Source organism: Burkholderia sp. MSMB1459WGS, from assembly GCF_001534535.1.
Taxonomy (GTDB): domain Bacteria; phylum Pseudomonadota; class Gammaproteobacteria; order Burkholderiales; family Burkholderiaceae; genus Burkholderia.
In genome coordinates, this window is sequence record NZ_LPMU01000075.1 from 42,317 (window position 1) to 68,426 (window position 26,110).

At 66.6% G+C, this 26,110-nt stretch carries 20 protein-coding genes; 15 read left to right on the forward strand and 5 right to left on the reverse strand.

What is annotated here, in order from left to right; all coding sequences use genetic code 11:
• The first annotated feature begins 301 nt into the window (after positions 1-301).
• The 11 genes from WT97_RS28890 to WT97_RS28940 all read left to right on the forward strand — a co-directional run bounded on the left by WT97_RS28890 (position 302) and on the right by WT97_RS28940 (position 14,576).
• Positions 302-1,576 (forward strand): serine hydroxymethyltransferase, encoded by a 1,275-nt coding sequence (locus WT97_RS28890; RefSeq protein WP_059502295.1) that lies wholly within the window; start codon positions 302-304, stop codon positions 1,574-1,576.
• Between the two features lie 38 nt (positions 1,577-1,614).
• Positions 1,615-2,586, forward strand: a complete 972-nt coding sequence (locus WT97_RS28895) for a dipeptidase (RefSeq protein WP_034204261.1) — start codon at positions 1,615-1,617, stop codon at positions 2,584-2,586.
• 137 nt (positions 2,587-2,723) lie between these two features.
• Entirely contained in the window at positions 2,724-3,257 is a 534-nt protein-coding gene (locus tag WT97_RS28900) for a DUF5943 domain-containing protein (protein ID WP_059502297.1), read from the forward strand.
• Between the two features lie 68 nt (positions 3,258-3,325).
• Positions 3,326-5,389 (forward strand): NADH:flavin oxidoreductase, encoded by a 2,064-nt coding sequence (locus tag WT97_RS28905; protein WP_060354883.1) that lies wholly within the window; start codon positions 3,326-3,328, stop codon positions 5,387-5,389.
• Positions 5,390-5,392: 3 nt separating this feature from the next.
• Complete coding sequence (locus WT97_RS28910) at positions 5,393-7,318, forward strand: (Fe-S)-binding protein (RefSeq protein ID WP_060354884.1); 1,926 nt, start codon at positions 5,393-5,395, stop codon at positions 7,316-7,318.
• 4 nt (positions 7,319-7,322) lie between these two features.
• Positions 7,323-8,492 carry an electron transfer flavoprotein subunit alpha/FixB family protein gene (locus tag WT97_RS28915; protein ID WP_059502300.1) on the forward strand — a complete coding sequence of 390 codons (1,170 nt, stop codon included), beginning with the start codon at positions 7,323-7,325 and terminating at the stop codon, positions 8,490-8,492.
• A complete protein-coding gene (locus WT97_RS28920) occupies positions 8,489-9,274 on the forward strand; it encodes a drug:proton antiporter (RefSeq protein ID WP_059502302.1) in 786 nt (261 codons plus the stop codon). Before WT97_RS28915 ends, WT97_RS28920 begins: the two co-directional genes overlap by 4 nt.
• A 53-nt stretch (positions 9,275-9,327) precedes the next feature.
• Positions 9,328-10,569 carry an SRPBCC family protein gene (locus WT97_RS28925; protein WP_059502304.1) on the forward strand — a complete coding sequence of 414 codons (1,242 nt, stop codon included), beginning with the start codon at positions 9,328-9,330 and terminating at the stop codon, positions 10,567-10,569.
• Positions 10,570-10,595: 26 nt separating this feature from the next.
• Entirely contained in the window at positions 10,596-11,744 is a 1,149-nt protein-coding gene (locus tag WT97_RS28930; RefSeq protein ID WP_059502306.1) for a hybrid-cluster NAD(P)-dependent oxidoreductase, read from the forward strand.
• 134 nt (positions 11,745-11,878) lie between these two features.
• Positions 11,879-12,742, forward strand: coding sequence for a glycine betaine ABC transporter substrate-binding protein (locus tag WT97_RS28935; protein WP_059502308.1), 864 nt, complete (start codon positions 11,879-11,881; stop codon positions 12,740-12,742).
• 178 nt (positions 12,743-12,920) lie between these two features.
• Positions 12,921-14,576: an APC family permease gene (locus tag WT97_RS28940; RefSeq protein WP_059502310.1), complete on the forward strand. Its 1,656-nt coding sequence runs from the start codon at positions 12,921-12,923 to the stop codon at positions 14,574-14,576.
• Between the two features lie 160 nt (positions 14,577-14,736).
• Here the strand turns inward: WT97_RS28940 and purU are convergent, their stop codons facing one another.
• Both purU and WT97_RS28950 read right to left on the reverse strand, forming a co-directional pair.
• Positions 14,737-15,621 carry a formyltetrahydrofolate deformylase gene (gene purU / locus WT97_RS28945; RefSeq protein WP_059502312.1) on the reverse strand — a complete coding sequence of 295 codons (885 nt, stop codon included), beginning with the start codon at positions 15,619-15,621 and terminating at the stop codon, positions 14,737-14,739.
• A gap of 181 nt (positions 15,622-15,802) precedes the next feature.
• On the reverse strand, positions 15,803-16,708 hold the full coding sequence (locus tag WT97_RS28950; protein ID WP_059790838.1) for a LysR family transcriptional regulator: 906 nt from the start codon (positions 16,706-16,708) through the stop codon (positions 15,803-15,805).
• A gap of 240 nt (positions 16,709-16,948) precedes the next feature.
• Here WT97_RS28950 and betC point away from each other — a divergent pair, with 240 nt between their 5' ends.
• From betC to WT97_RS28970, 4 genes are all read left to right on the forward strand, one after another.
• Entirely contained in the window at positions 16,949-18,484 is a 1,536-nt protein-coding gene (betC, locus tag WT97_RS28955; protein WP_060354885.1) for a choline-sulfatase, read from the forward strand.
• A gap of 45 nt (positions 18,485-18,529) precedes the next feature.
• Positions 18,530-19,501 (forward strand): choline ABC transporter substrate-binding protein, encoded by a 972-nt coding sequence (gene choX / locus WT97_RS28960; protein WP_060354886.1) that lies wholly within the window; start codon positions 18,530-18,532, stop codon positions 19,499-19,501.
• A 259-nt stretch (positions 19,502-19,760) separates the two neighbouring features.
• On the forward strand, positions 19,761-20,900 hold the full coding sequence (locus WT97_RS28965) for a porin (protein ID WP_060354887.1): 1,140 nt from the start codon (positions 19,761-19,763) through the stop codon (positions 20,898-20,900).
• 238 nt (positions 20,901-21,138) lie between these two features.
• Positions 21,139-22,389: an MFS transporter gene (locus tag WT97_RS28970; protein WP_060354913.1), complete on the forward strand. Its 1,251-nt coding sequence runs from the start codon at positions 21,139-21,141 to the stop codon at positions 22,387-22,389.
• Positions 22,390-22,402: 13 nt separating this feature from the next.
• Here the strand turns inward: WT97_RS28970 and WT97_RS28975 are convergent, their stop codons facing one another.
• The 3 genes from WT97_RS28975 to WT97_RS28985 form a co-directional block, all read right to left on the reverse strand.
• Positions 22,403-22,765, reverse strand: a complete 363-nt coding sequence (locus WT97_RS28975; protein ID WP_059502322.1) for a YbjQ family protein — start codon at positions 22,763-22,765, stop codon at positions 22,403-22,405.
• Between the two features lie 131 nt (positions 22,766-22,896).
• Positions 22,897-24,150, reverse strand: a complete 1,254-nt coding sequence (locus WT97_RS28980; protein ID WP_060354888.1) for a M20/M25/M40 family metallo-hydrolase — start codon at positions 24,148-24,150, stop codon at positions 22,897-22,899.
• A gap of 80 nt (positions 24,151-24,230) precedes the next feature.
• On the reverse strand, positions 24,231-25,943 hold the full coding sequence (locus tag WT97_RS28985) for a M36 family metallopeptidase (protein ID WP_060354889.1): 1,713 nt from the start codon (positions 25,941-25,943) through the stop codon (positions 24,231-24,233).
• Between the last annotated feature and the right edge of the window lie 167 nt (positions 25,944-26,110).

Sequence of the window (26,110 nt, forward strand, 5' to 3'; positions counted from 1 at the left end):
CACCGTATCCGGGAGACGCCGCACTCGAACGTGCGGCAAACGCACTGCCGGTGTGCGTGTCCATAGGTGAACCGCCCACACCGTTTCGGGCGGTCGACCCGAAAAGTACGACCGGTCACTTGTATAAAACGGACGCGCATGGCGGAAAAGGCAAAGAACGCGTCTAAATTCATCAATCCGCCGAAAATCCGAACGACAAGAATAGAGCCGTCGGCAGCCTTGCACTGGACGCGCGGGAATCCCAGGCACGGCGGCCCTTGAGCTTCGGTTGCAGCCCTTTATTCTTCGTCACGGACGCACTATGTCGAATACCCAGCCTTTCTTCTCGCAGCCCCTTGCCGAGCGCGACGCGCCGGTGCGCAGCGCCATCCTGAAGGAACTCGAGCGTCAGCAGTCGCAGGTCGAGTTGATCGCGTCGGAAAACATCGTGTCGCGCGCCGTGCTCGAGGCGCAGGGCTCGGTATTGACCAACAAGTATGCGGAAGGCTATCCCGGCAAGCGCTACTACGGCGGCTGCGAATTCGCCGATGAAGTCGAGGCGCTCGCGATCGACCGCGTGAAGCAGATCTTCAACGCCGGCTATGCGAACGTGCAGCCGCACTCGGGCGCGCAGGCGAACGGCTCGGTGATGCTCGCGCTGGCCAAGCCGGGCGACACCGTGCTCGGCATGTCGCTCGACGCGGGCGGCCATCTGACGCACGGCGCAAAGCCGGCGCTGTCGGGCAAGTGGTTCAACGCCGTCCAGTACGGCGTGAATCGCGACACGCTGCGCATCGATTACGACCAGGTCGAGGCGCTCGCCCACGAGCACAAGCCGAGCCTCATCATCGCCGGCTTCTCGGCGTACCCGCGCGCGCTCGACTTCGCGCGCTTTCGCGCGATCGCCGACAGCGTCGGCGCGAAGCTGATGGTCGACATGGCGCACATCGCGGGCGTGATCGCCGCCGGCCGCCACGCGAACCCGGTCGAGCACGCGCACGTCGTCACGTCGACCACGCACAAGACGCTGCGCGGCCCGCGCGGCGGCTTCGTGCTGACCAACGACGAGGAGATCGCGAAGAAGATCAACTCGGCCGTGTTCCCCGGCCTGCAGGGCGGCCCGCTGATGCACGTGATCGCCGGCAAGGCGGTAGCGTTCGGCGAAGTGCTGCATGCGGACTTCAAGACCTACATCGACAACGTGCTCGCGAACGCACAGGCGCTCGGCGAAGTGCTGAAGGCCGGCGGCGTCGATCTCGTCACGGGCGGCACCGACAATCACCTGCTGCTGGTCGACCTGCGCCCGAAGGGCCTGAAGGGCGCGCCGGTCGAGCAGGCGCTGGAACGCGCGGGCATCACCTGCAACAAGAACGGCATCCCGTTCGACACCGAGAAGCCGACCGTCACGTCGGGCATCCGTCTCGGCACGCCGGCGGGCACGACGCGCGGCTTCGGCGTCGCGGAGTTCCGCGAGATCGGCCGCCTGATCCTCGAAGTGTTCGACGCGCTGCGCGCGAATCCGGAAGGCGATCCGGCGACCGAACAGCGCGTGCGCCGCGAGATCTTCGCGCTCTGCGAGCGCTTCCCGATCTACTGATCGACCCCACCAGAACAGTCACACGAGCGAGAGCAGATATGAGCACGCTGCATCAGGACAGCATCATCATCGACGGACTGAACATCTCGAAGTTCGAGAAGCCGGTGTTCGAGGACATGCGAAAGGGCGGCATCACGGCCGCGAACTGCACGGTGTCGGTGTGGGAGAACTTCGCCAAGACCGTCGACAACATCGGCGTGATGAAGAAGAAGATCCGCGACAACGGCGAGCTGCTGACGCTCGTGCGCACGACGGACGACATCTTCCGCGCGAAGAAGGAAGGCAAGACCGGGATCATCCTCGGTTTCCAGAACGCGCATGCGTTCGAGGACAACCTCGGCTACATCGAGGCGTTCGCCGACATGGGCGTGCGCGTCGTGCAGCTTTGCTACAACACGCAGAACCTGGTCGGCACCGGCTGCTACGAGCGCGACGGCGGGCTGTCGGACTTCGGCCGCGAAGTGATCACCGAGATGAACCGCGTCGGCATCATGGTCGACCTGTCGCATGTGGGCGGCAACACGTCGTCGGAAGCGATCGCATTCTCGAAGAAGCCGGTGTGCTATTCGCACTGCCTGCCGTCGGGCCTGAAGGAGCATCCGCGCAACAAGAGCGACGCGCAGCTGAAGGAGATCGCCGATGCGGGCGGCTTCGTCGGCGTGACGATGTTCGCGCCGTTCCTGAAGCGCGGGATCGAAGCGAACATCGACGACTACATCGAGGCGATCGACTACGTCGTGAACCTGATCGGCGAGGATGCGGTGGGCATCGGCACGGACTTCACGCAGGACTATGCGAAGGAGTTCTTCGACATGCTCACGCACGACAAGGGCCGCTATCGCCAGCTGACGAACTTCGGCAAGGTGATCAACCCGGAAGGTATCCGTACGATCGGCGAATTCCCGAACCTGACCGCCGCGATGGAGCGTCACGGCTGGAAGGAATCGCGGATCCGCAAGATCATGGGCGAGAACTGGGTGCGCGTGTTCAAGGACGTGTGGGGCGCGTAAGCGCCACGTTCGCCGAACCGCCCCCGCGTTTCAACATAAAAAAATCGGGACGTGCCCGCGCTTGCCGCGCGGGCACGCGGACGATGTCGCGCCTGCGCACTGAGCCGCGCGGCCAATTTCCTCACGGAGTCACCACGATGCAACCGCAACTGCCGATCAACGTCGATCCCGATACCGGCGTCTGGACCACCGACGCGCTGCCGATGCTGTACGTGCCGCGCCACTTCTTCACGAACAATCACGTCGCCGTCGAGGAAGCGCTCGGCGTCGAAGCGTATGCCGAGATCCTCTACAAGGCCGGCTACAAGTCCGCGTACCACTGGTGCGACAAGGAAGCGAAGCAGCACGGCCTGACCGGCATGGCCGTGTTCGAGCACTACCTGAAGCGCCTGTCGCAACGCGGCTGGGGCCTGTTCTCGATCATCGAGGCCGATCCGGCCAGCGCCCGCGCGAAGATCGAACTGCGCCACTCGTCGTTCGTGCTCCAGCAGCCGGGCAAGGAAGGAAAGCTCTGCTACATGTTCGCGGGCTGGTTCGCGGGCGCGATGGACTGGGTCAACGACACGACGCCGGAAGGCAAGAACGCGCCGCGCGCGCAATCGAAGGAAGTGCAGTGTGCGGCCGAGCATCACGACCACTGCGTCTTCGAAGTGTCGCCGATCGCGCACTGATGCATTGATTCACTGAAACATATAAACACCCGCAACACGAGACATTCGAACGCCAGAGGTCGCCTGCGATGCGTTATCCCCACCTGTTCAAACCCATGCAGCTGAACCAGCTGACGCTGCGCAACCGGATCGTCAGCACCGCGCACGCGGAGGTGTATGCCGAGCCGGGCGGCCTGCCGGGCGACCGCTATATCCGCTACTACGAAGAAAAGGCGAAGGGTGGCGTCGGCCTGGCCATCTGCGGCGGCTCGAGCCCGGTCTCGATCGACAGCCCGCAAGGCTGGTGGAAATCGGTGAACCTGTCGACCGACAAGATCATCGATCCGCTCACGCGCCTGGCCGACACGATGCACAAGCACGGCGCGAAGATCATGATCCAGGCGACGCACATGGGCCGCCGCTCGTCGTTCCACGGCGAGCACTGGCCGCACCTGATGTCGCCGTCGGGCGTGCGCGAGCCCGTGCACCGCGGCAACGCGAAGATCATCGAGATCGAGGAAATCCGCCGCATCATCGGCGATTTCGCGGCGGCCGCGAAGCGCGTGAAGGCGGCCGGCATGGACGGCATCGAAATCTCCGCCGCGCACCAGCACCTGATCGACCAGTTCTGGAGCAAGCGTTCGAACCATCGCACCGACGAATGGGGCGGCAGCCTCGAAAACCGCCTGCGCTTCGGCATCGAAGTGCTGACGGCCGTGCGCGAGGCGGTTGGCAAGGACTTCTGCGTCGGCCTGCGCATGTGTGGCGACGAATTCCACGAGGACGGCCTCGATCACGAGGCGCTGAAGGAAATCGCGCAGGCGATGTCGGAGACGGGCCTGATCGACTACCTGAGCGTGGTCGGATCGGGCGGCGACACGCACAACACGATCGCGAACTGCATGCCGCCGATGGCGTTGCCGCCGGAGCCGTTCGTGCATCTCGCGGCCGGCATCAAGTCGGTCGTGAAGATTCCAGTGATGCACGCGCAGAGCATCCGCGATGCGGGCCAGGCCGAGCGCCTGCTCGCGAACGGCATGATCGACCTGGTCGGCATGACGCGCGCGCAGATCGCCGATCCGCACATGGTGATCAAGATCCGCGACGGCCGCGAGGACGAAATCAAGCAGTGCGTCGGCGCGAACTACTGTATCGACCGCCAGTACAACGGCCTCGACGTGCTGTGCATCCAGAACGCGGCAACGTCGCGCGAAGCGACGATGCCGCACATCATCGAGAAGTCGCGCGGCCCGAAGCGCAAGGTCGTGGTGGTCGGCGCCGGCCCCGCGGGGCTCGAGGCCGCTCGCGTCGCGAAGCTGCGCGGCCACGACGTCGTGTTGTTCGAGAAGAACGCGGAAGTGGGCGGCCAGGTGATGATCGCCGCGAAGGCGCCGCAGCGCGAGCAGATGTCGGGGATCATCCGCTGGTTCGACATGGAAACGAAGCGTCTGGGCGTCGACCGGCGTCTCGGCGTGGCCGCCGACGAGAAGATGATCATGGCCGAGAAGCCGGACATCGTCGTGCTCGCGACGGGCGGCTCGAGCTTCACGTGGCAGGTGCCGGCGTGGGGCGTGGCCGAAGGCCTCGCCATCAGCTCGTGGGACATCCTAACCGGCAAGGTCGAGCCGAAGCAGAACGTGCTGCTGTTCGACGGCGTGAGCACGCATGCGGGTGCGGGCGTGGCCGACTTCATGGCGAGCCGCGGCTCGAAGGTCGAGGTCGTCACGCCGGACGTGAAGGTGGCCGACGACTGCGGCGGCACGACGTTCCCGATCTTCTATCGCCGGCTGTACGCATTCGGCGTGATCCCGACGCCGAACACGATGCTCGATCGCGTCTATGAAGAGAACGGCAAGATGATCGCCGTGCTGCGCAACGAATACACGGAAGAGCTGGAAGAGCGCGCGGTCGATCAGGTGGTGATCGAAAACGGTTCGTCGCCGAACGACGAACTGTACTGGAAGCTCAAGCCGGAATCGGTGAACCGCGGCCAGATCGATCCGCACACGCTGTTCGCGGCCGAGCCGCAGCCGTGCCTGTCGGAAGAACTCGGCAACGGCCGTTTCCTGCTGTTCCGTGTCGGCGACTGCATTTCGATGCACAACGTCCACGGGGCCATCTACGACTCGCTGCGTCTCGTGAAGGATTTCTAAAAGATGAACCCGTCCTTCCTCATTACCGCCCTGTTGTGGCTGTCGGTGGCGGGGCTCGCGTTCGCGGTCGCGAAGCGCTCGTCTTACTGGCGTCTGGGCCGCGCCACGGCGCCGGGCTCGTTCGGCGTCGCGAACCTGTTCGCGATTCCGAAGCGTTATTTCGTCGACCTGCACCACGTGGTCGCCCGCGATCCGTACATCGCGAAGACCCACGTCGCGACCGCCGGCGGCGCGATCGGCGCGCTCGCGCTGGTGTTCGTCAACTACGGCCTTGCGATCTACTCGCCGTGGCTCGACAAGCTGATCTTCCTCGCGGCGCTCGCGATGCTGGTCGGCGCGGTGTTCGTGTGGCGTCGACGCGCGGCGAAGGACGTGCCGGCGCGCCTGTCGCGCGGCCCGTGGAATACGCTGCCGTGGCTGCTCGGTTCGTTCGCGCTCGGGCTCGTGCTGTTCATGCTGGTGCCGACCAGTGCGATGTCGGGGGCGTTCGCGGTGCTCTGCGCGCTGCTGATCGGCATCGGCGCGTTCACGATGACGATCGGCGCCGCGAAGGGCGGCCCGATGAAGCATGCGATCGCCGGCCTGCTGCACCTCGCGTTCCACCCGCGCCAAGAGCGTTTCGCCGCGACGCGCGAATCGTTCACCGGCAACGGCACGGCCACGCCGCCGACCGCGCTGAAGCTGCCGGACATCGAGCATCAGGAGTACGGCGTCGCGAAGCCGGCCGAGTTCCGCTGGAACCAGTTGCTGAGCTTCGACGCCTGCGTGCAGTGCGGCAAATGCGAAGCCGCGTGCCCCGCGTTCGCGTCGGGCCAGCCGCTGAATCCGAAGAAGCTGATCCAGGATCTCGTGGTCGGGATGGCCGGCGGCACCGATGCGGCGTACGCGGGCAGCCCGTCGCCGGGCATCCCGGTCGGCCAGCATCGCGGCGAGCCGAACGGCCCGATCGTGTCGGGCCTGATCGAGGAGCAGACGCTGTGGTCGTGCACGACCTGCCGCGCTTGCGTGCAGGAGTGCCCGATGCTGATCGAGCACGTCGACGCGATCGTCGACATGCGCCGCAACCGCACGCTCGTGCACGGCACGGTACCGGGCAAGGGCCAGGAAGTGCTCGCGAACCTGCGCGAGACGGGCACGATGGGCGGCTACGACACGGCCGCACGTTACGACTGGTCGGTGGACCTGAGCGCACCCGTCGCGCAACCCGGCAAGCCGGTCGACGTGCTGTTCGTCGCGGGCGAAGGCGCGTTCGACATGCGCTATCAGCGTACGCTGCGTGCGTTCGTGAAGGTGCTGAACAAGGCGGGCGTCGACTACGCCGTGCTCGGCCCGGCCGAGACCGACACGGGCGACGTCGCCCGCCGGCTCGGCGACGAAGCGACGTTCCAGCAGATGGCAAAGCGCCTGATCGGCACGCTCGGCACGCTGTCGTACAAGCAGATCGTGACGGCCGACCCGCACGTGATGCACAGCCTGCGCAACGAATACCGTGCGCTCGGGCTGCGCGTGACGGTCAAGCATCACACCACCTATCTGGCCGAACTGGCCGACAGCGGCAAGATCGCGCCGAAGGCCGTCGAAGCGCTGCAGGAGAAACGCACGACCTATCACGATCCGTGCTACCTCGGCCGCTACAACGGCGAGACGGAAGCGCCGCGCAAGCTGCTGAAGACGATCGGCATCCAGGTCGTCGAGATGGAGCGCAACGGCATGCGCGGCCGCTGCTGCGGCGGTGGCGGCGGTGCGCCGCTGACCGACATCCCGGGCAAGCAGCGCATCCCGGACATCCGCATCGCCGACGCGCGTACGATCGGCGCGGACGTGGTCGCGGTTGCGTGCCCGAACTGCACGGCCATGCTCGAAGGCGTCGTGGGCCCGCGCCCCGACGTGCTCGACGTCGCCGAACTCGTCGCCGCCTCGCTGGAGTGAATCGATGAATACGATCAAACGAATCGATCCGCGCCGGCCGTTCGTCATCACGGCCGCCGGCCTGAAGCGCATCACGCTTGGCGAGGAAGGCAGCGCCGATGCGAACGCCGCGCAGTGGTCCGCGCACGGTCATGGCGCCGCGGCCGCGAAGCCGCGCCGCGCGCTGCAGGATCCGAAGCACGTGATGCTGGTGGTCGCGCATAGCGAACGCGGCGCGCTCGACGATCATTCGCGGCAGGCGATCGCCGCCGCGGCCGTGCTCGCCGATGCGCAAACCGAAGTCGCGCTGCTCGCGTTCGGCGAACTGAAGGACGACGTGGCCGAACTCGGCGTCGACAAGCTGCTCGAGCTGGCCGGCTTCGAACGCCGTGCGTTCGATCCCGAAAGCGAATTGCAAGCATTGCAGGCCTGCGTGGCCGCGCTCGCGCCGAAACACGTGTTCGTGCCCGACAACGCGACGGGCGACGGCGATCTCGGCCGGCGTTACGCGGCGGCCGCCGGCGCGAGCGTCGCGACTCACGTCGTCGAAATCGACGCGAAGCATGTCGGCGCGTATGCCCAGGCGGGACGTGCGTTCGCCACCCGTGCGCTGCCCGACGTGATCCTGCTCGCGCAGAACGCGGTTGAAGCGAAGCTGCCGTTCGTCGGCGCAGGCGAACGCGTCGCCGCCGATTTCATCAACCCGGCACGCGACGCCGCGCAGCCGTACCGCGATCTCGGTCTCGACGAAATCGACGCGGCGCAGGTCGCGCTCGAGGAAGCCGATTTCATCGTGTCGGCCGGCAACGGCGTGTCCGACATCGGTGCGTTCGAGCGGCTGGCCGGCGTGTTCGGCGCGGCGATCGGCGCGAGTCGCGTCGCGGTCGACAACGGCCACTTCACGCGCGACAAGCAGGTCGGCGCGACCGGCAAGACGGTCGAGGCGAGCGTGTACATCGCATTCGGCATCTCCGGCGCGGTGCAGCACCTGCAGGGGATCAAGGACTGCCGCCACGTGATCGCGGTGAACCTCGACGGCAGCGCGCCGATCGCGAAGCGCGCGAACCTGACGGTGGTCGGCGACGCGCAGGCGACGATCGCCGCGCTGATCGAGCAGGTCCAGGCCGCGCGGGCCGCGCGCGGCGAATCGCCGGCCGCGGTCGGCACCCGTGAACCGGAAGGAGTCGCCGCATGAACGCCCCTCGCCCCTTGCAACGCATCGCGGTGCTCGTGTCCGTCGGCCGGCATCCGGTCAGCGGCGTCGCGCGCTACAGCCGCAACGATGCGGCCGCGCTCGAAACCGGCCGCCAGCTCGCGGACAAGCATCGCGCGACGCTCGACGTGATCCATGCAGGCGACCCCGCGAATGCGGCGCTTGCCGACTATCTGGCGCTCGGCGCGCGGGAGGTCGAAGTGCTGGCCTGCCGCGACGGCGACGACGCCGTGCACGCACTCGCCGCGCGTCTCGACGGCTACGACCTCGTGCTGACCGGCACGCGCGCCGAGGGCGCGTACGACACCGGGATGCTGCCGTACCGCGTCGCCGCGGCGCTCGGCTATCCGCTCGTCGGCTCGGCCGTCGACGTGACGGTCGAAGGCGGCCGCGCGGCGGTCCGGCAATTTTTGCCGAAAGGGCTGCGGCGGCGTGTCGACGCGGCGCTGCCGGCCGTCGTCGCCGTGCATCCGCTCGCCGGTGTCGAGCCGCGCTATGCGTATGCGCGGCTGCGCGCCGGCGCGATCCGGCCGGCGCTTGCGGCGCCCGGTGCGGACGCCGACGCGGCCGCGTGGACGGTCGGCCCGGTCGAGCGTAAACCCGTAAAGCTGGTCGCCGCCGAGAAGCGCTCCGGGCATGCCCGGATGCTGTCCGCGACGACGACCGAAAGCCGCGGCGGCAACGTCGTAAATGAAGGGAGTTCGGTCGAAAAAGCACAAGTGATCCTCGCGTATTTGCGCGAGCATCAGCTCATCGACTACTGATTTTGATGCCTGTCGGCAAGACACCCAGGGATGCAAGGAATCCGGAGCAAACGATGAAAGTATCGGCAGACATTCGTGCATTGATCGAGCGGCGCAAGGAAGGGCACAGCCTCGACGCACCGTTCTACACGAGCGAGGACATCTTCGCGCTCGACATGGAGGCGATTTTCCGCCAGCACTGGATCCAGGTGGCGATCGAACCGGACATTCCCGAGCCGGGCGACTACGTGACCGTGCAGTTGGGCAGCGATTCGATCCTGATCGTGCGCGACGACGACATGGCGATCCGCGCGTTCCACAACGTGTGCCGTCACCGCGGCGCGCGCCTGTGCAACGAAGACAAGGGCTCGGTCGGCAACATCGTGTGCCCGTACCACAGCTGGACCTACAACCTGACGGGCCAGTTGATGTTCGCCGAGCACATGGGCGAGAAGTTCGACCGTTGCAAGCACAGCCTGAAGTCGGTGCACGTCGAGAACCTCGCGGGCCTGATCTTCATCTGCCTCGCCGACGAGCCGCCGGCCGATTTCGCGCAGATGCGGGCCGAGATGGAGCCGTACCTGCTGCCGCACGACCTGCCGAACACGAAGATCGCCGCGCAGATCGACATCATCGAGGAAGGCAACTGGAAGCTCACGATGGAGAACAACCGCGAGTGCTATCACTGCGTCGCGAACCATCCGGAGCTGACGATCTCGCTGTACGAATACGGCTTCGGCTACCAGCGTTCCGACGCGAATGCCGAAGGCATGGACGCATTCGCCGAAACCTGCGTGCGCCGCGGCAAGGAATGGGCCGAGATGGGCCTGCCGTCCGCAGAAATCGAAAAGCTGCTCGACGTGACGGGTTTCCGCACGCAGCGCCTGCCGCTGGATCGCGACGGCGAATCGCAGACGCTCGACGCGAAGGTCGCATCGAAGAAGCTGCTCGGCGGCTTCGACAGGGCCGATCTCGGCGGGCTGTCGTTCTGGACGCAGCCGAACTCGTGGCACCACTTCATGAGCGATCACATCGTGACGTTCTCGGTGATTCCGCTGTCGGCCGGCAAGACGCTGGTGCGCACGAAGTGGCTCGTGCACAAGGACGCGAAGGAAGGCATCGACTACGACGTGAAGAACCTCACGGCCGTGTGGAACGCGACCAACGACCAGGATCGCGCGCTCGTCGAATTCTCGCAGCGCGGCGCGAACAGCAGCGCGTACGAGCCGGGCCCGTATTCGCCGTACACGGAAGGTCTCGTCGAAAAATTCTCGGCCTGGTACATCGGCCGGCTCGCCGAAAAAACCGGCGAATAGTACCCAGCGTATAAGCGGAGCAAGACATGATGCGAGATGCGGCCAATTTCGAGCCGGCGGATAGCCGGGTGACGCACCCGGCCTTCTGGAACGCGCTGCCCGAGCGCTGGACGAGCGACGTCGAGGAAACGCTGGTGTGCTGCCACGTGCGGCAGGAAACCCACGACGTGAAGAGCTTCTTCTTCCGTTCCCCGCAAGGCCGCACGTTCTCGTTCGAGCCCGGGCAATTCATCACGCTCGAGCTCGACATCGACGGCGAGACGATCAACCGGTGCTACACGATTTCGTCGTCGCCGGCGCGGCCGCACACGATCTCGATCACGGTGAAGCGCGTGCCGGGCGGCAAGGTGTCGAACTGGCTGCACGACAACCTGCAGCCGGGCGCGCCCGTGCGCGTGCTCGGCCCGGCCGGGGAATTCACGTGCGCGCGGCATCCGGCGCGCAAGTACCTGTTCCTGTCGGCCGGCTCGGGCGTCACGCCGCTGATGTCGATGAGCCGTGCGCATCATGATCTCGCCGAGGATCGCGACATCCTGTTCGTGCACAGCGCACGCACGCCGGACGACATCATCTTCGCGCGCGAACTCGACCTGATCGCGTCGAATCACACGAATTTCCGCACGTCGTTCGTCGTCGAGCGCGTCGGAACGCGCACCAACTGGCCGGGCGTCACGGGCTTCCTGACGCTGCCGCTGCTGAAGCTGATCGCGCCGGATTTCATGGAACGCGAAATCTTTACGTGCGGTCCCGCGCCGTACATGAAGGCCGTGCGCGACCTGCTCGACGAAGCCGGCTTCGATCGCAAGCAGTATCACGAGGAAAGCTTCTCGTTCGAGACGCTCGCGCAGACTGCGAGCGACGAGCTGCTCGCCGATCTCGCGCCGCCGGCCGAAGGCGGCGACGCCGGCACGAAGCAGTACACGGTCAGCTTCGCGAAGAGCAACCGCGAGATCTCGTGCGGCTCGGAGCAGCACGTGCTCGACGCGGCGCGCCAGTCGGGCGTGCGGTTGCCGGCATCGTGCACGCAGGGCATGTGCGGCACCTGCAAGGTGAAGCTCGTGTCGGGGCAGGTCGACATGAAACACAACGGCGGCATCCGCCAGCGCGAGATCGATCAGGGGATGGTGCTGCTGTGCTGCAGCAAGCCGCTGTCGGATCTCGTGATCGACAAGTAGTCGAAACTCGCCATCGGCTGTCCGGGTGCGTCGCATCCGGACAAGCATCCGTCGGAAAACAACGATACCGCGGATTTGTGGTTGAAGAACCTAGAGAGACAACGCGCACGGTGCGCAGACCAAGGAGATCGACCATGAAGCTGTTCGGAAAACTGTTGTGGGCCGGCACCCTGTCGGCGATGGCGGCATTGAGCGCATCGGCGCTCGCCGATACGAAGCCGACGCTGAAAATCGGCTACGTCGAAGGCTGGGACGACAGCGTCGCGACGTCGAACGTCGCGGCCCGCGTCATCGAGAAGAAGCTCGGCTACGAGGTGAAGCTCGTGCCGGTGGCGGCCGGGATCATGTGGCAGGGCGTCGCGCGCGGCGATCTCGATGCGACGCTGTCCGCGTGGCTGCCGGTCACGCACGGCTCGTACTGGGACGAGTACAAGGCCAAGGTCGTCGACCTCGGCGCGAATTTCCCCGATGCGAAGATCGGCCTGATCGTGCCCGCGTACGTGAAGGCGAAGAGCATCGACGACCTCAATGCGGAGAAGGGCAGCTTCGGCGGCCGGATCGTCGGCATCGATGCGGGCGCCGGCGTGATGCGCAAGACCGACGACGCGATCAAGAGCTACGGGCTGAACTACACGCTGATGCCGAGCTCGGGCAGCGCGATGACGGCCGAGTTGTCGCGTTCGGTCAATGCGAACAAGCCGGTCATCGTGACGGGCTGGGCGCCGCACTGGATGTTCGCGAAGTGGAAGCTGCGCTTCCTCGAGGATCCGAAGAAGGTGTTCGGCGGCGCCGAGCACGTCGACAGCGTCGTGAATCCGGGGCTCGAAACCAAGGCGAAGCCGGTGGTCGCGTTCCTGAAGAAATTCCAGTGGAAGCCGGGTGAAATCGACAGCGTGATGCTCGCGATCCAGAACGGCTCGAAGCCGGAAGCGGCAGCGGATGCGTGGATTGCGGCGCATGCCGACCGCGTGAATTCGTGGACGGAAGGCGCGCAGTAAGCATTCCGATATATATCCAAGAATCGTCATAAAAAACACGCCGGGAATGGCATGCAGGAATCCGAAATAATCAGGATGTAATGCGGCCATATCCCGGAATTCTTTTGCGGATTCTGCAAAAAAGCGCGTAAGTTGTTACACTAGCGCCCTTGTGCGGAGTCATCTCAGGAGGAATTGGATGAGTCAAGCAGGACTGCGTGCGAATCGCACCAGTGATGTCGAGGCAACCATCTCACATGATTCGACGGGCCACACGCTGCATCGTGGCCTGACCTGGAAAGACGCTTTTTGGGTGACGAGCGGCGTGCCGGCAGGCGTGCTGTTCACGATCGGCGGCGTATGCGCGACGATCGGCCAGCCCGCGTGGGCGATCTGGATCGCCGCGATCACGATGGGGCTGATTCAAAGCGCGACTTATGCGGAAATATCGGGGCTATTTCCTCATAAATCGGGCGGCGCGTCCGTGTATGGCGCGATCGGTTGGGTTCGTTACAGCAAACTGATTGCCCCGGTTTCCGTGTGGTGCAACTGGCTCGCGTGGTCGCCGATGCTCGCGCTCGGCTGCGGCCTCGCGGCGAGCTATGCGCTCACGAGTCTCTTTCCCGCCGATGCGGCGGTGTTGCACTGGCAGCTCAAGGTTGCGGATCTCGGTTTCATCAAGCCCGGTCTGTCATTGCGGATCAACGCGACGTTCATCATCGCGACGATCCTGCTTCTGATCACGTTCAAGCTTCAGCACAGCGGCGCGTCGAAGGCGGCGCGCACGCAGCGCATTCTCGGCATTGCATCGCTCACACCGCTCTTGATCGTCGGCATCGTGCCGTTCGTCACCGGCGACGTGCCGATGTCGAACCTGCTGCCGCTGTTGCCGCTCGGCCACGACGCGCACGGCAACCTCACGGCCGCGACCTTCGGCTCGTGGAACGGGCAGGGCGTGACGATGGCGCTCGGCGCGATGTTCATGGCAGGCTGGGCGTCGTACGGCTTCGAGACGGCCGTCTGCTATACGCGCGAATTCCGCGATCCGCGGCGCGATACCGCCAAGGCGATCTTCTGGTCGGGTGCGCTGTGTCTGGTCGTGATGACGCTCGTGCCGATGGCGTTCCAGGGCGCGCTCGGCACACAGGCGATGCTCGATCCGTCGATCGGCGACGGCACCGGCGTCGCGGCCGCGATGGCGAAGATCGTCGGCGGCGGCGCATGGGTCGCGAATGCGGTCGTCGTGATGCTGATGCTGTCGATCCTGCTGATCGTGATGACGTCGATGATGGGCTCGTCGCGCACGCTGTACCAGGCGTCGGTCGACGGCTGGCTGCCGAAGTATCTGTCGCACGTGAACGAGCACGGCTCGCCCACCCGCGCGATGTGGACCGACCTCGGCTTCAACCTCGTGTTGCTGATGATGTCGGACTACATGACGGTGCTGTCGATCTCGAACGTCTGCTACATGCTGTTCGTATTCCTGAATCTTCAGTCGGGCTGGATCCACCGGATGGATCGCGGCAACTGGGATCGGCCGTTCCGCTGCCCGACGTGGCTGCTCGTCGGCGGCGCGATCTGCGGCTATGCGAACCTCGTCTACGTCGGCGCGGGCGCGAACCTGCAGGGCGAAGGCACGCTGCGCAACGGTCTGATCGCCATGCTGCTGATCGTGCCGGTGTTCCTGTATCGCCACTACTGGCAGGATCGCGGCCGCTTTCCCGCGCAGATGCAGCGCGACATGGAACTCGAAGTGCCGAAGCGCGCGATGTGGCTGAACCTGATGCCGTATGCGGCATTGATCGGGGCGGGGCTGACGATCTGGTCGTCGTATTACTTCGCGTGGGTGAAGTGACGCGGTAATGCGTGCGTGTCGCGGCACGCGATGGCTTCGTAGAGCATGCGCGGGGCCGTCGCGCGAAGCGCCGGCGCAACACGACGACAAAAGAGGCCCGACCGGTTTGCCGGTCGGGCCTCGTTCGTTTCCGCCGCGTTCCGGCGCGGCTCCGATCGGCTTACGGGAACACCACCGTCCGATCACCGTTCAAAAACACCCGCCGCTCGATGAACGCCTTCACCGCACGCGCGAGCGTGAGGCTTTCGACGTCACGTCCCACCGCGAGCAATTGCTCGGGCCGCAGCGCATGATCGACACGCTCCACGACCTGCTCGATGATCGGGCCTTCGTCGAGATCGTCGGTCACGAAGTGCGCGGTCGCGCCGATCAGCTTCACGCCGCGCGCATGTGCCTGGTGATACGGCTTCGCGCCCTTGAAGCCGGGCAGGAACGAGTGATGGATGTTGATCGCGCGGTTCGCGAGCTTCGCGCTCGTCTCCTGCGACAGCACCTGCATGTAGCGCGCGAGGATCACGAGCTCGGCGCCGCTCGATTCGAAGAAGTCGAGCCATTGCGCTTCCTGCTGCGCCTTGGTATCGGCCGTGATCGGGAAGTGCCGGAACGGCAGCCCGTGCTGGGCGGCGAGCGGCTCGAAGTCGGGGTGGTTCGACACGATGCCCACGATGTCCATCTTCAGCTCTCCCATCCGCCAGCGGAACAGCAGATCCGCGAGGCAGTGCTCGAGCTTCGACACCATGATCAGCACCTTCGGCCGCGCGTTGACGTCATGGATCGCCCATTGGATGTCGCCATCGTGGCCGCCGAGTCCGGCCGCGATCGGCGCGAATTCCTGACGCAGCGCGTCGATCTGCAGCGTCTCATCCGTCGGATGAAAGACGCAGCGCACGAAGAAGCGGTTGCTGAGATCGTCGTCGAACACGTTCAGCGCATCGACGTAGCAGCGATGGCGGTCGAGAAAGCCGACGACGGCGGCGACCTGGCCTGCCGCGCTCGGGCACGACAGTGTCAGGACGAATTGATCGGGGCGGTGCTCGGCGGTCATGAGACTCCTCGGATGGCAGGGGCGCACGGCCGCGCGGCGGCGCACGAAGGCGCCGCGCCGCGCGGGTAGCGGGAGGCTCAAGTAAATCAGGACGATATCGGCGCGGATAGAACCAACGCGCCGTGTGGCTGGTATCGGTGCGCCAGCGGGCCGGGGGCGGGGCCGCGGCGGGCGCGCTGCCTCAGGCCGCCGCGCACGCGTCGAGCAGCCAGCGCCGGAACACGTGGGTCGCATCCGGCTCGGGCCGCTGCGGCGGGCGCACCAGGAAGTAGCCGCGCGGTGTGACGACGGGCGCGTCGACCAGCTTCACGAGCTGGCCGGTCCCGACGAGTTCGTCGACAAGCGGCGACCAGCCGAGCGCGACGCCTTCACCGAGCAGCGCCGCATGGATCACGAGCGCATAGCTGTTGAAGGTCACGCCGCGGGCGGCGGGCGGCGGCTCGAGCCCGTGCGCGTCGAACCAGCCCGACCACGACAGCCAGCGCTCGGGGCGCGTCGGCTGCACGTGCAGCAGCGGCAGCGCGAGCAGGTGCTCGGGCCGTGCGACGTCCGGGTGCGCGTCGCGGAACGCGGGCGAGCAGACGGGCGTGACGGATTCCGGAAACAGCCGCGCGGCCGTACATGACGGCCAGTGGCCGTCGCCGAACAGGATCGCGATGTCGCCGTGGTCGCGCTGCGCGTCGTAGTCCTGTGACGTGACGACGCGTACGTCGACGTCCGGCATCACGCGCTTGAGCCCGGCCAGGCGCGGCATCAGCCAGTAGGTCGCGAAACCGAAATCGGTGACGATCGTGAGCGCGCCGTGCTCGCGGCGCGCGCGCAGCGTCGCGGTCGCGCCGCGCAGCGTGTCGAGGCTGAGCCGCACGGCCTCGTACAGGCACTGGCCGTCGGTCGTCAGCGTAACGCCGCGCGGGCTGCGTTCGAACAGCGGCACGCCGAGTTCGGCTTCGAGCTGATACACCTGCTGGCTCACGGCCGGCTGCGTCGAGCCGAGCTCGCGCGCGGCGGCCGTGAAGCTCGCGAGCCGGGCGGCCGATTCGAACGCGCGCAGCGCCTGCATCGACGGTAACGGTTCGGATTTCGACATAAGTCCCTCTAATGGCCCCATAAGGGCCGGACGCCTACCCGCGCGAATTCGGGCGGGCGATAGTGCAGCGGACGGTACGGCACATGCACTTCGCGCACAGCCGCGCAACGCACTCCCCGATTCTAGCCAGCACGGCCGCCGTGCGCGGCAGTTTCTGCGGACCGCCTCCGTCATGCCGGACGTCTCGCTGCCCGGGCGACGAGCCGTTCCATTCGAACACCGCTTTCCCCACGACCGCCGATGACGAACCCGACACCCAACATCCTGATCCTGATGGCCGACCAGCTCACGCCGTTCGCGCTGCCGGCGTACGGCAACCGCGTGGCCCGCACGCCGACGCTCGACCGGCTCGCCGCCGAAGGCGTGGTGTTCGACGCCGCGTACTGCGCGAGCCCGCTGTGCGCGCCGTCGCGCTTCTCGCTGCTGACCGGCAAGCTGCCGTCGGGAATCGGCGCCTACGATAACGCCGCCGAATTGCCCGCGCAAACGCTGACGTTCGCGCACTACCTGCGCGCGGGCGGCTACCGGACGATGCTGTCCGGCAAGATGCATTTCTGCGGCCCCGACCAGTTGCACGGCTTCGAGGAACGCCTCACGACCGACATCTATCCGGCCGATTTCGGCTGGGTGCCGGACTGGGACCAACCGGCCGAGCGGCCGAGCTGGTATCACAACATGAGCTCGGTGCTCGAGGCCGGCCCGTGCGTGCGTACGAATCAACTCGACTTCGACGACGAAGTGACGTTCGCGGCGAAGCAGAAGCTGTACGACGTCGCGCGCGAGCGCGCGGCCGGCCGCGATGCGCGGCCGTTCTGCATGGTCGTGTCGCTGACCCATCCGCACGATCCGTATGCGATCACGCGCGAATACTGGGATCGCTACGACGACGACGAGATCGACATGCCGGCCGTGCGGCTCGATGCGGCCGAAAGCGATCCGCATTCGCAGCGGCTGCGTTTCGTCTGCGAGAACGATCGCACGCCACCGACCGACACGCAGATCCGCGCCGCACGCCGCGCGTATTATGGCGCGACGTCCTACGTGGACACGCAGTTCGGCAGCGTGCTGGCCGCGCTCGAGCAATGCGGGTTCGCCGACGACACGATCGTGATCGTCACGTCCGACCACGGCGACATGCTCGGCGAGCGCGGGCTCTGGTACAAGATGACGTTCTTCGAAGGCGGCTGCCGCGTGCCGCTGATCGTCCACGCGCCGGGCCGCTTCGACGCCGCGCGCGTGCGTGGGCCCGTGTCGCACGTCGACCTGCTGCCGACGCTTGTCGAGCTGGCCGGCGCCGCGCCCGCCGGCGGCTGGCCGGACCCGGTCGACGGCGCGAGCCTCGTGGCGCACCTGAACGGCACGCCCGCGCACGATGTCGCGCTCGGCGAATACCTCGCGGAAGGCGCGCTCGCACCGATCGTGATGATCCGCCGCGGCGACTGGAAATACGTGCATTGCCCGGCCGACCCCGATCAGCTTTACAACCTGTCGGACGACCCGCGCGAACTGACGAACCTCGCCGGGCGGCCGGAAGCCGCCGACGTGCTCGCCGCGTTCCGCGCGGAGGCCGCGCAGCGCTGGAACCTGCCCGAACTGGACCGGCAGGTGCGCGCGAGCCAGCGGCGCCGGCGCTTCCATTACGCGGCGACGACGCAGGGCCGCATTCAGGCGTGGGACTGGCAGCCGTTCACCGACGCGAGCCAGCGCTACATGCGCAATCACATCGAACTCGACACGCTCGAGGCGATGGCGCGTTTTCCGCGCGTCGGGCGCTGAACGCACCGCATCGCGATCACTGAAGAACGACGGAGGAAGCGAACCATGAAACGGCAATGCAATGCAGCAATCCGAAGGATCGGCGCGGCGCTCGCTGCTGCCGCCGCGTGCGGGGTGGCGACGCAGCCTGCGTATGCCGCCGATCCGCAGACGTGCAGCGAAGTCAAGATGGCGGCGCCCGGCTGGACCGACATCGACGCGACGAATGCGATGGCGGGGGTCGTGCTGAAGGCGCTCGGCTACCGGCAGGACGTGGCGAACCTGTCGGTGCCGATCACGTACCAGGGGTTGAAGAAAGGGCAGGTCGACGTGTTCCTCGGCAACTGGATGCCCGCGCAGGCGCCGCTCGTGAAGCCGTTCGTCGACGAGAAATCGATCGACGTGCTGCACGCGAACCTGAGCGGCGCGAAATTCACGCTCGCGGTGCCCGACTACGTGGCCGCCGCCGGCGTGCATACGTTCGCCGATCTCGCGCGCTATGCGGACCGCTTCGGCGGCAAGATCTACGGGATCGAGCCCGGCGCGCCCGCGAATCAGAACATCAAGCGGATGCTGTCCGACCACGCGCTCGGGTCCGCGAACTGGTCGCTCGTCGAATCGAGCGAGACGGGCATGCTCACGCAGGTCGAGCGGGCGGTGCGCGACAAGCGCTGGATCGTGTTTCTCGCGTGGGAGCCGCATCTGATGAACACGAAGTTTCATCTGACGTATCTGTCGGGCGGCGATGCGTATTTCGGCCCGAACTACGGCGGCGCGACGGTCAACACGGTCACGCGTGCCGGGTTCGCCGGCCAGTGCACGAACCTCGCGCGGCTGTTCCGGCAGATGACGTTCTCGGTCGACGTCGAGAACCGGATGATCGCCGACATGCTCGACCACAAGACGTCGCCCGCGCTCGCGGCGCAGCATGCGCTGAAGGCCGAGCCCGCGCTGGTCGCCGCCTGGCTCGACGGCGTGACGACGGCGGCCGGCGCGCCGGGCCTGCCGGCCGTGCGCGCGGCCCTCGACGGTCATTGATTTCCCCTCTCCGGGCGGCCGGTTTTTACCGTGCCGCTCGTCTACGTGTTTTCCCGACCCGTCGCATCGTGACCATTTAGTGTCGCCTACAGACGGGTGACGCGAAATATGGGTTTGTATTTTTCGCCAATGGCTGCGTTATTGCGGAAAACGAAATACCGGAGCCAGCAGACGTACCGAATTCGAATCAGCCGGCGTATCGCGGCACGCGCCAGGCCACGGTTCTTTCCATCGAACGGTTCAGGGAGGGTGGTCGACAATGAAGCAAAAGAAAGTCGCCGTAGCCGCCGCGCTCGCATGCGCGGCCTGTATTCCCGCCATCGGACACGCGCAGAGCAGCGTGACGCTGTACGGGATTCTCGACGCCGGCATCACGTACGTGAACAACACGGGCGGTTCGCACGTGGTCAAGTTCGACGACGGCGTCGCCTACGGAAACCGCTTCGGCCTCAAGGGCACCGAAGACCTGGGCGGCGGCCTGAAGGCCGTGTTCGCGCTCGAGAGCGGCTTCCACCTCGGCAACGGGCAACTCGGCTTCGGCGGCGCCGAATTCGGCCGGCAGGCGTATGTGGGCCTGCAGAACGACTGGGGCACGCTGTCGTTCGGCAATCAGCTCGACATCACGAACGAACTCGTGTCGATCTACAACATTTCGGCCTGGGGCAGCGGCTATGCGATCCACCAGGGCGACTTCGACCGCTTCAACGGCGACCGCCTGCCGAATTCGGTGAAGTTTCTGTCGAGCGACATGAGCGGCTTCAAGTTCGGCGCGATGTATTCGTTCGGCAACGTCGCGGGCAACTTCCATCGCAACAGCGCATGGAGCGCGGGCGCGAGCTTCACGAAGGGAGACTTCTCGATCGGCGCCGCGTACACGCGCCTGAACAATCCGAGCGGCATCTATGCGTTCGACCCGTACGCGATGATCGGCACGCATACGTTCCTCGGCCAGCAGACCGTCACGGTCGATCCGGCGACCGGCGCGCGCACCGACCTGTTCGCGAACACGCCGATGAACGTCGACAGCCAGGGCACGTTCGGCATCGGCACGAGCTACACGATCGGCAAGCTGACGCTCGACGCCAACTACTCGTACACGACGATCAAGGGCTTCGGCCAGTCGTCGCACATGCAGGTGTACGAAGGCGGCGGCCTGTACCAGTTCACGCCGGCGCTGAGCTTCATCGCGGGCTACCAGCACACGCGCTTCGAGGGCCATCACTGGAACCAGGGCACGGCGGGCCTGCATTACCTGTTGTCGAAGCGCACGGACGTGTACATCTCCGGCGACTACCTGCGCGCGTCGCAGGGCGTCGATGCGGTGATCGGCTACAGCTTCACGCCGTCGACGACGCAGACGCAGGCCGACGTGCGGATCGGGATGCGGCATTCGTTCTGAGCGGAGTGGCGGGTTGGTGTGACGTCTTCAGCGAGGTCTCTCTTTGGCGCGAACCGCGGTTCGCGCTTTTTTTTTGTGCGATGCGCCGGCTCGACGGCTCGTGGCCGGCGTCGGGCCGGTTTTCGGCGATTGGCATATCATCGCGGTTTGGCCGCGTCCGCACCGTTGCCGCGCGCACCCGCGTGCGTCGTCGTTTCCCGAATGGTTGCGGTGCGCACCGCCAGCCGCCGAGACCCCGATGACCACCTCCGTGCCCGATTCCAGTCCGTTATCCCCGTTACCCGTCAACCTGTTCCGCCACGCGCCGTTCCGGCGTTTCTGGGGCACGCGCGTGATGTCGTCGCTGGCCTTCCAGATCCTGTCGGTCGCGATCGGCTGGTACGTGTATGCGCTCACGCACAGCGCGTTCGCGCTCGGCCTGGTCGGCCTCGCGCAGTTCGTGCCGATGTTCGCGCTGACGCTGGTCGTCGGGCAGGTGGCCGACCGCTACGACCGCCGGCGCATCGCGACGATCTGTCAGAGCGTCGAGGCACTGGCCGCCGGCGTGTTCCTGCTCGGCGCGGCGCAAGGGTGGCTGGCCGCGCCGGCCGTGTATGCGCTCGCGGCGATCGTCGGCACGGCCCGCGCGTTCGAGTCGCCGTCGGTGTCGTCGCTGTTGCCGGCCGTCGTGCCGCGCACCGATTTGCCGCGGGCGACCGCGCTGTCGACGTCCGCCAACCAGGCCGCGCAGATTCTCGGTCCCGCGTTCGGCGGGTTGCTCTATGGTGTCGGCGCGCCCGTCGCGTTCGGCACGAGCGTGGCGGCCTTCGCGACTGCGGCGATGCTGAGCGGCACGATTCCGCTGCGCAGCGCGCCACCCGCCCGCGAGCCGGTCACGCTGCGCTCGGTGTTTTCGGGCATCGCGTTCATCCGGCGCGAGCCGGCGATCCTCGGTGCGCTGTCGCTGGATCTGTTCGCCGTGCTGTTCGGCGGCGCGACCGCACTGCTGCCGATCTACGCGCGCGACATCCTGCAGGTCGGCCCGTGGGGGCTCGGCGCCTTGCGCGCGGCGCCGGCCGTCGGCGCGCTCGCGGGCACGCTGTGGCTCACGCGTTTCCCGTTGAAGGGCCGGCCGGGCCGCGCGATGTTCGGCGGCGTGATCGCGTTCGGCATCGCGACGATCGTGTTCGGGTTGTCGCGGCACTTCGCGTTGTCGCTCGTGGCGCTGGCCGCGCTCGGCGCGTCGGACGTGATCAGCGTCGTCGTGCGCCTGTCGCTCGTGCAACTGCGCACGCCCGACGACATGCTCGGCCGTGTGAGCGCGGTCAACGCGTTGTTCATCGGCACGTCGAACCAGCTCGGCGAATTCGAATCCGGCGTGACGGCCGCGTGGTGGGGCGCGCCGGCCGCGATCGTCGTCGGCGGCGCGGCGACGATCGCCGTCGCGCTCGCGTGGATGCGGCTGTTTCCGCAGCTCACGAACATGAAGTCGCTCGAACGCGACGCGTGACGCGCATCACACGTCATGCATCCTGCGTGACGCGCACGGCCGTACCGTAGCAGATGACTTCGGTTACGCCCGATCCGATCTCGGTCGAGTCGTAGCGCATTGCGACGACCGCGTTCGCGCCGAGCTTGCGCGCGTCGTCGAGCATCTTGTCGAACGCGTGCTGGCGCGCTTTTTCGCACAGCGACGTATAGAGCGTGATGTTGCCGCCGAAGATCGTCTGCAGCGACGCGCCGAACGAGCCGACGATCGAGCGCGAGCGCACGACGATGCCCTGTGCGACGCCGAGCGAGCGAACGGTCGTATGGCCGGGGAGGTCGAAGGCGGTCGTGACGCGGGCAGGCGACAGGTCGTCGATGGAGCGGGTGGGTTCGGTCATGGTATGGAAGCGCGTAGCGAATGGTCGAACGACGATTCTAGCCGGACGGCGAAAAGGTATTCGAACGGGCGTACCCATGCAGGTGAACGCCCGTTTCGCCGCGAGTGTGCGAGCCGCTCGACACGGAACGTTCAGCGCTTGACCGTCGCGCCGGCAATGCCGCCGAGATCGACCGCATAGGCCAGCGCGAGCTTGCCGAACTTCAGCGCATGGTTCGCTTGTCGATCCGAGTTTTCCAGCGTGTCGTTCGCCGTGTGGATGTACGGGCTGTCGTTCTGGTCGGCCTCGAACGGGAACGATGCCGGATACCCCTGCGCATTCCACGACGCGTGATCCGAGCATGCATACCCGCACTGCGATGTGCCGATGGCAAGCTCGGGCAGGTAGGTCTTAGCCAGGTTCGCCAGGTAGGTGTTCTGTGCAGCGTTCGTGTAGTCGGTGATCAGGTAGATGTCCTTCGGATCGCCCTTGTAGTTCGTCATGTCGAGCTGCAGCACGCCGACCACGTTCGCATTCTGCGTGCGGAACTGCTTCGCGATCGCCTTCGAGCCGAGCAACCCGGCTTCCTCGGCCGCATATCCGACGAACTTGATCGTCCGTTTCGGCCGGTAGCCGTTCGCGAGCAGCACGCGTAGCGCCTCGGTCAGGCTGGCGATGCCCGACGCATCGTCGTCGGCGCCGGGCGAGCGCGTGTTTTCCGTCGTGCGGCCCACGGTCGAATCGAGGTGGCCGCCGAGCACGACGGTGCCTGCGGCCGGATCGCTGCCGCGGATCGTCAGGATCACGGATTTCTGCGGAAAGCCCGTGTGCGCGAATTGTTCGACGGCGATATCGGCGCGCGAAGCCGCCAGCTGCTTCCACTGCAACGCGAGCCAGTCGGATGCGGCGACGCCGTGCGACGTCGTGTAGTAGCGGTTCGTGAAACCCGACAGCGACGTGATCGTGCCGACGATGTTGCTGGCCTGCAGTTGCTGGACCCATGTGCCGATCTGCGGCACGTTCGACACCGTGTACGCGGGGGCAGCGGCCTGTTTCGCGAGCGTCGCAGGCAACGGCTGGAGCGCCTGCCGTGCGTCGTCGAACGAGTCGTGCACGACGTAGCCGGGCCCGTGGCCGCGCGTGCGGTGGACGGCGCGGGCCAGCTCGCCGAGACGGGAATCGTCGATCTCGACGACGTGAACGGTTTCGCGACGCGCGGCGCCGTGGGCCGCCTTGCCGGCTTCGACGGTCGTGCTGTATTGCGCGGTTGCGGTCGCGTCGATACGTTGAAGCTGGCGGAACGCGGTGTCGCCGAGCGTGATCCAGACGGGCGCCGCATGCGCGGCGGCGGTCAACAGCATGCCGCCCAGCGCGGCACTCAGGCGGGTCGATTTCAGAGTAGGCATGTTCGATCTCGTGAGGATGGCGATGTCGATGAAGGGAGCGCGCCGCAGATCGTGCGATGCGCTCCCGCCTGCTGCGGGCGTTACGACTTCTGCGGGACGGTCACGCCGTACGTGCAGCTCTTGTTGTACGCGTTGCCGATCGCGGCGAGCTGCGCACTGCTGTAGCCGAGCGCGGATGCGGCCGTCAGCACGGCTTGCGCGGCGGCCTTCTGGTTGGTCGAGCTGTTGGTCATCGACAGCCCCTTCAGGAACGCCTTGTCCATTGCCTGCGCGCCGATCGCATCGCGTGCCACGAGGTTGCACGATGCCCAGTACTGGCCGGCCGTGTGGATCTCCGCGCCGCGCGCCTGCGCATAGGTGCGCCCGACGTTCCAGTTGGTCACGCGGCCGCCCCAGAACTCGTTGTGGCCGTCCCAGTTGTAGACCCAGTGATACTGCGCATCCGACGGGCTCCATTGGTTGAAGTCGCGGCTGTACGCGGCGGCGAGATAGTCGCCAGTGCCTTCCGACAAGCCTTCCTGTTGCGACAGGCCGCCGTTGGTGACCCAGTCGTGGATGCCGTGGCCGAGCTCGTGGATCACGACGTCCGCGTCTTCCGCATCGTCGACGCCGCCTTGCCCGAAGGTCAGCCGGCCGCTGCTCGACGAGTACGACGAGTTGTCGTCGCCCGATTCGCCGTGCGGGTCGTACTGCACGCCACCCGTGTACTGGTACGGCAGCGCCTTGATGCCGAGCGTCTGGTTCACGTAACGCAGGAACGTGTCGATGTGGTAGTACGCGTTCACGGCCTCGAAATACAGGTTGCCGCGCGTGAATTCGAACGCGGGCGTGGATTGCGACGGGCAGGCCTTGTCGAGCGGCGCATCGAAATCGACGCACGCCGCGTACGGGCCCGTCAGCGTGTAGCGCGTGCCCGACTGCGCGAGATCCTTCAGCGTCACGCGTACGCGCGCGGCCGTGAGCTGTGTCGAATCCGCGTCGTTGCCGTCCTTGTAGCCCGTGCTGCCGTAGCTGCTCTTCGTCGGCGACAGCGGATCGGGGCGGAACACGAAGCCGGTGCCGTCGGTCGCGTAGAACGCCTTGTCCTCGGCGCGTAGCACTTCGCCGCTGCCCGAATCGATCAGCAGTTCCCAGTCGCCTTTCGGGCCATCCTGCGGGCGGCCGCGCACCTTCCACGCGGTGTGCGTGCCGGCCTTGTCGACGAACGCGACGAGTTGCGCATCGAGATGCGTGAAGCCGCTCGCGCCGAGATACGCGCGGGCGCGGTCGAATGCCTGCTGCTGGTCGACGGCCTGCGACTTGCGCGTCGTCGCGACCACGCCGTTGATCGTGTTGCTCGCGACGTACAGGATGCGGCCGTCCTTCGCGACGGTCACCGCGATGTCGCTGCCGTACACGGGCAAGCCGGCCGCCTGCTGCTGCAGGCGCACGACGGTGAAGTCGGCGTCGTCGCGTTCCGATGTGACGACGAGGCTCGCGAGCGCGGCGGCGTCGAGCCCGAGCTGCGCCGCTTGCGACGCGACGAAGTCGCGCGCGGTGGCGGCGGGTGTCGCGGCGGCTTTCTTGACGCGATAGGCCGGGTTGTACAGCGTGACGGCGACGCCGTCCGCGCGGAATTGCCCGGCGGCCGTGTCGGCCTTCGCGGCCGGCGGCGCGACGCCGCGCGTCAGGCTTTCGCGCAGGCTCGCGGCCCGTGGATTCGGCGCTTTCGTATCGGCCAGGGTGCCGCCGACGATGCCGAAACCGAGCGCGAGACCCAGGGCGAGCGGCAATGCTTTGCGTGATGTCTGCATACGTGATCCTCATCTCAACGGTTGGACACGCCCGCGCGCTCGTGGCGAGCAGGCACGACACGGCCCGCGCGCCGGTTCGATGGAACCGGTGCGGCAAAGCGGTGTTGGGGGTATCGACTGACTAAGGATCCCTAACTGTCAGGTCGAAAAGAAGCGGGCAGGAGAGG

What these genes read in the sequence shown, in the direction of transcription:
- WT97_RS28890 (WP_059502295.1), top strand. Translation starts at nt 302, where the DNA reads ATGTCGAATACCCAGCCTTTCTTCTCGCAGCCCCTTGCCGAGCGCGAC.
- WT97_RS28895 (WP_034204261.1), top strand. Translation starts at nt 1,615, where the DNA reads ATGAGCACGCTGCATCAGGACAGCATCATCATCGACGGACTGAACATC.
- WT97_RS28900 (WP_059502297.1), top strand. Translation starts at nt 2,724, where the DNA reads ATGCAACCGCAACTGCCGATCAACGTCGATCCCGATACCGGCGTCTGG.
- WT97_RS28905 (WP_060354883.1), top strand. Translation starts at nt 3,326, where the DNA reads ATGCGTTATCCCCACCTGTTCAAACCCATGCAGCTGAACCAGCTGACG.
- WT97_RS28910 (WP_060354884.1), top strand. Translation starts at nt 5,393, where the DNA reads ATGAACCCGTCCTTCCTCATTACCGCCCTGTTGTGGCTGTCGGTGGCG.
- WT97_RS28915 (WP_059502300.1), top strand. Translation starts at nt 7,323, where the DNA reads ATGAATACGATCAAACGAATCGATCCGCGCCGGCCGTTCGTCATCACG.
- WT97_RS28920 (WP_059502302.1), top strand. Translation starts at nt 8,489, where the DNA reads ATGAACGCCCCTCGCCCCTTGCAACGCATCGCGGTGCTCGTGTCCGTC.
- WT97_RS28925 (WP_059502304.1), top strand. Translation starts at nt 9,328, where the DNA reads ATGAAAGTATCGGCAGACATTCGTGCATTGATCGAGCGGCGCAAGGAA.
- WT97_RS28930 (WP_059502306.1), top strand. Translation starts at nt 10,596, where the DNA reads ATGATGCGAGATGCGGCCAATTTCGAGCCGGCGGATAGCCGGGTGACG.
- WT97_RS28935 (WP_059502308.1), top strand. Translation starts at nt 11,879, where the DNA reads ATGAAGCTGTTCGGAAAACTGTTGTGGGCCGGCACCCTGTCGGCGATG.
- WT97_RS28940 (WP_059502310.1), top strand. Translation starts at nt 12,921, where the DNA reads ATGAGTCAAGCAGGACTGCGTGCGAATCGCACCAGTGATGTCGAGGCA.
- purU (WP_059502312.1), bottom strand. Translation starts at nt 15,621, where the DNA reads ATGACCGCCGAGCACCGCCCCGATCAATTCGTCCTGACACTGTCGTGC.
- WT97_RS28950 (WP_059790838.1), bottom strand. Translation starts at nt 16,708, where the DNA reads ATGTCGAAATCCGAACCGTTACCGTCGATGCAGGCGCTGCGCGCGTTC.
- betC (WP_060354885.1), top strand. Translation starts at nt 16,949, where the DNA reads ATGACGAACCCGACACCCAACATCCTGATCCTGATGGCCGACCAGCTC.
- choX (WP_060354886.1), top strand. Translation starts at nt 18,530, where the DNA reads ATGAAACGGCAATGCAATGCAGCAATCCGAAGGATCGGCGCGGCGCTC.
- WT97_RS28965 (WP_060354887.1), top strand. Translation starts at nt 19,761, where the DNA reads ATGAAGCAAAAGAAAGTCGCCGTAGCCGCCGCGCTCGCATGCGCGGCC.
- WT97_RS28970 (WP_060354913.1), top strand. Translation starts at nt 21,139, where the DNA reads ATGACCACCTCCGTGCCCGATTCCAGTCCGTTATCCCCGTTACCCGTC.
- WT97_RS28975 (WP_059502322.1), bottom strand. Translation starts at nt 22,765, where the DNA reads ATGACCGAACCCACCCGCTCCATCGACGACCTGTCGCCTGCCCGCGTC.
- WT97_RS28980 (WP_060354888.1), bottom strand. Translation starts at nt 24,150, where the DNA reads ATGCCTACTCTGAAATCGACCCGCCTGAGTGCCGCGCTGGGCGGCATG.
- WT97_RS28985 (WP_060354889.1), bottom strand. Translation starts at nt 25,943, where the DNA reads ATGCAGACATCACGCAAAGCATTGCCGCTCGCCCTGGGTCTCGCGCTC.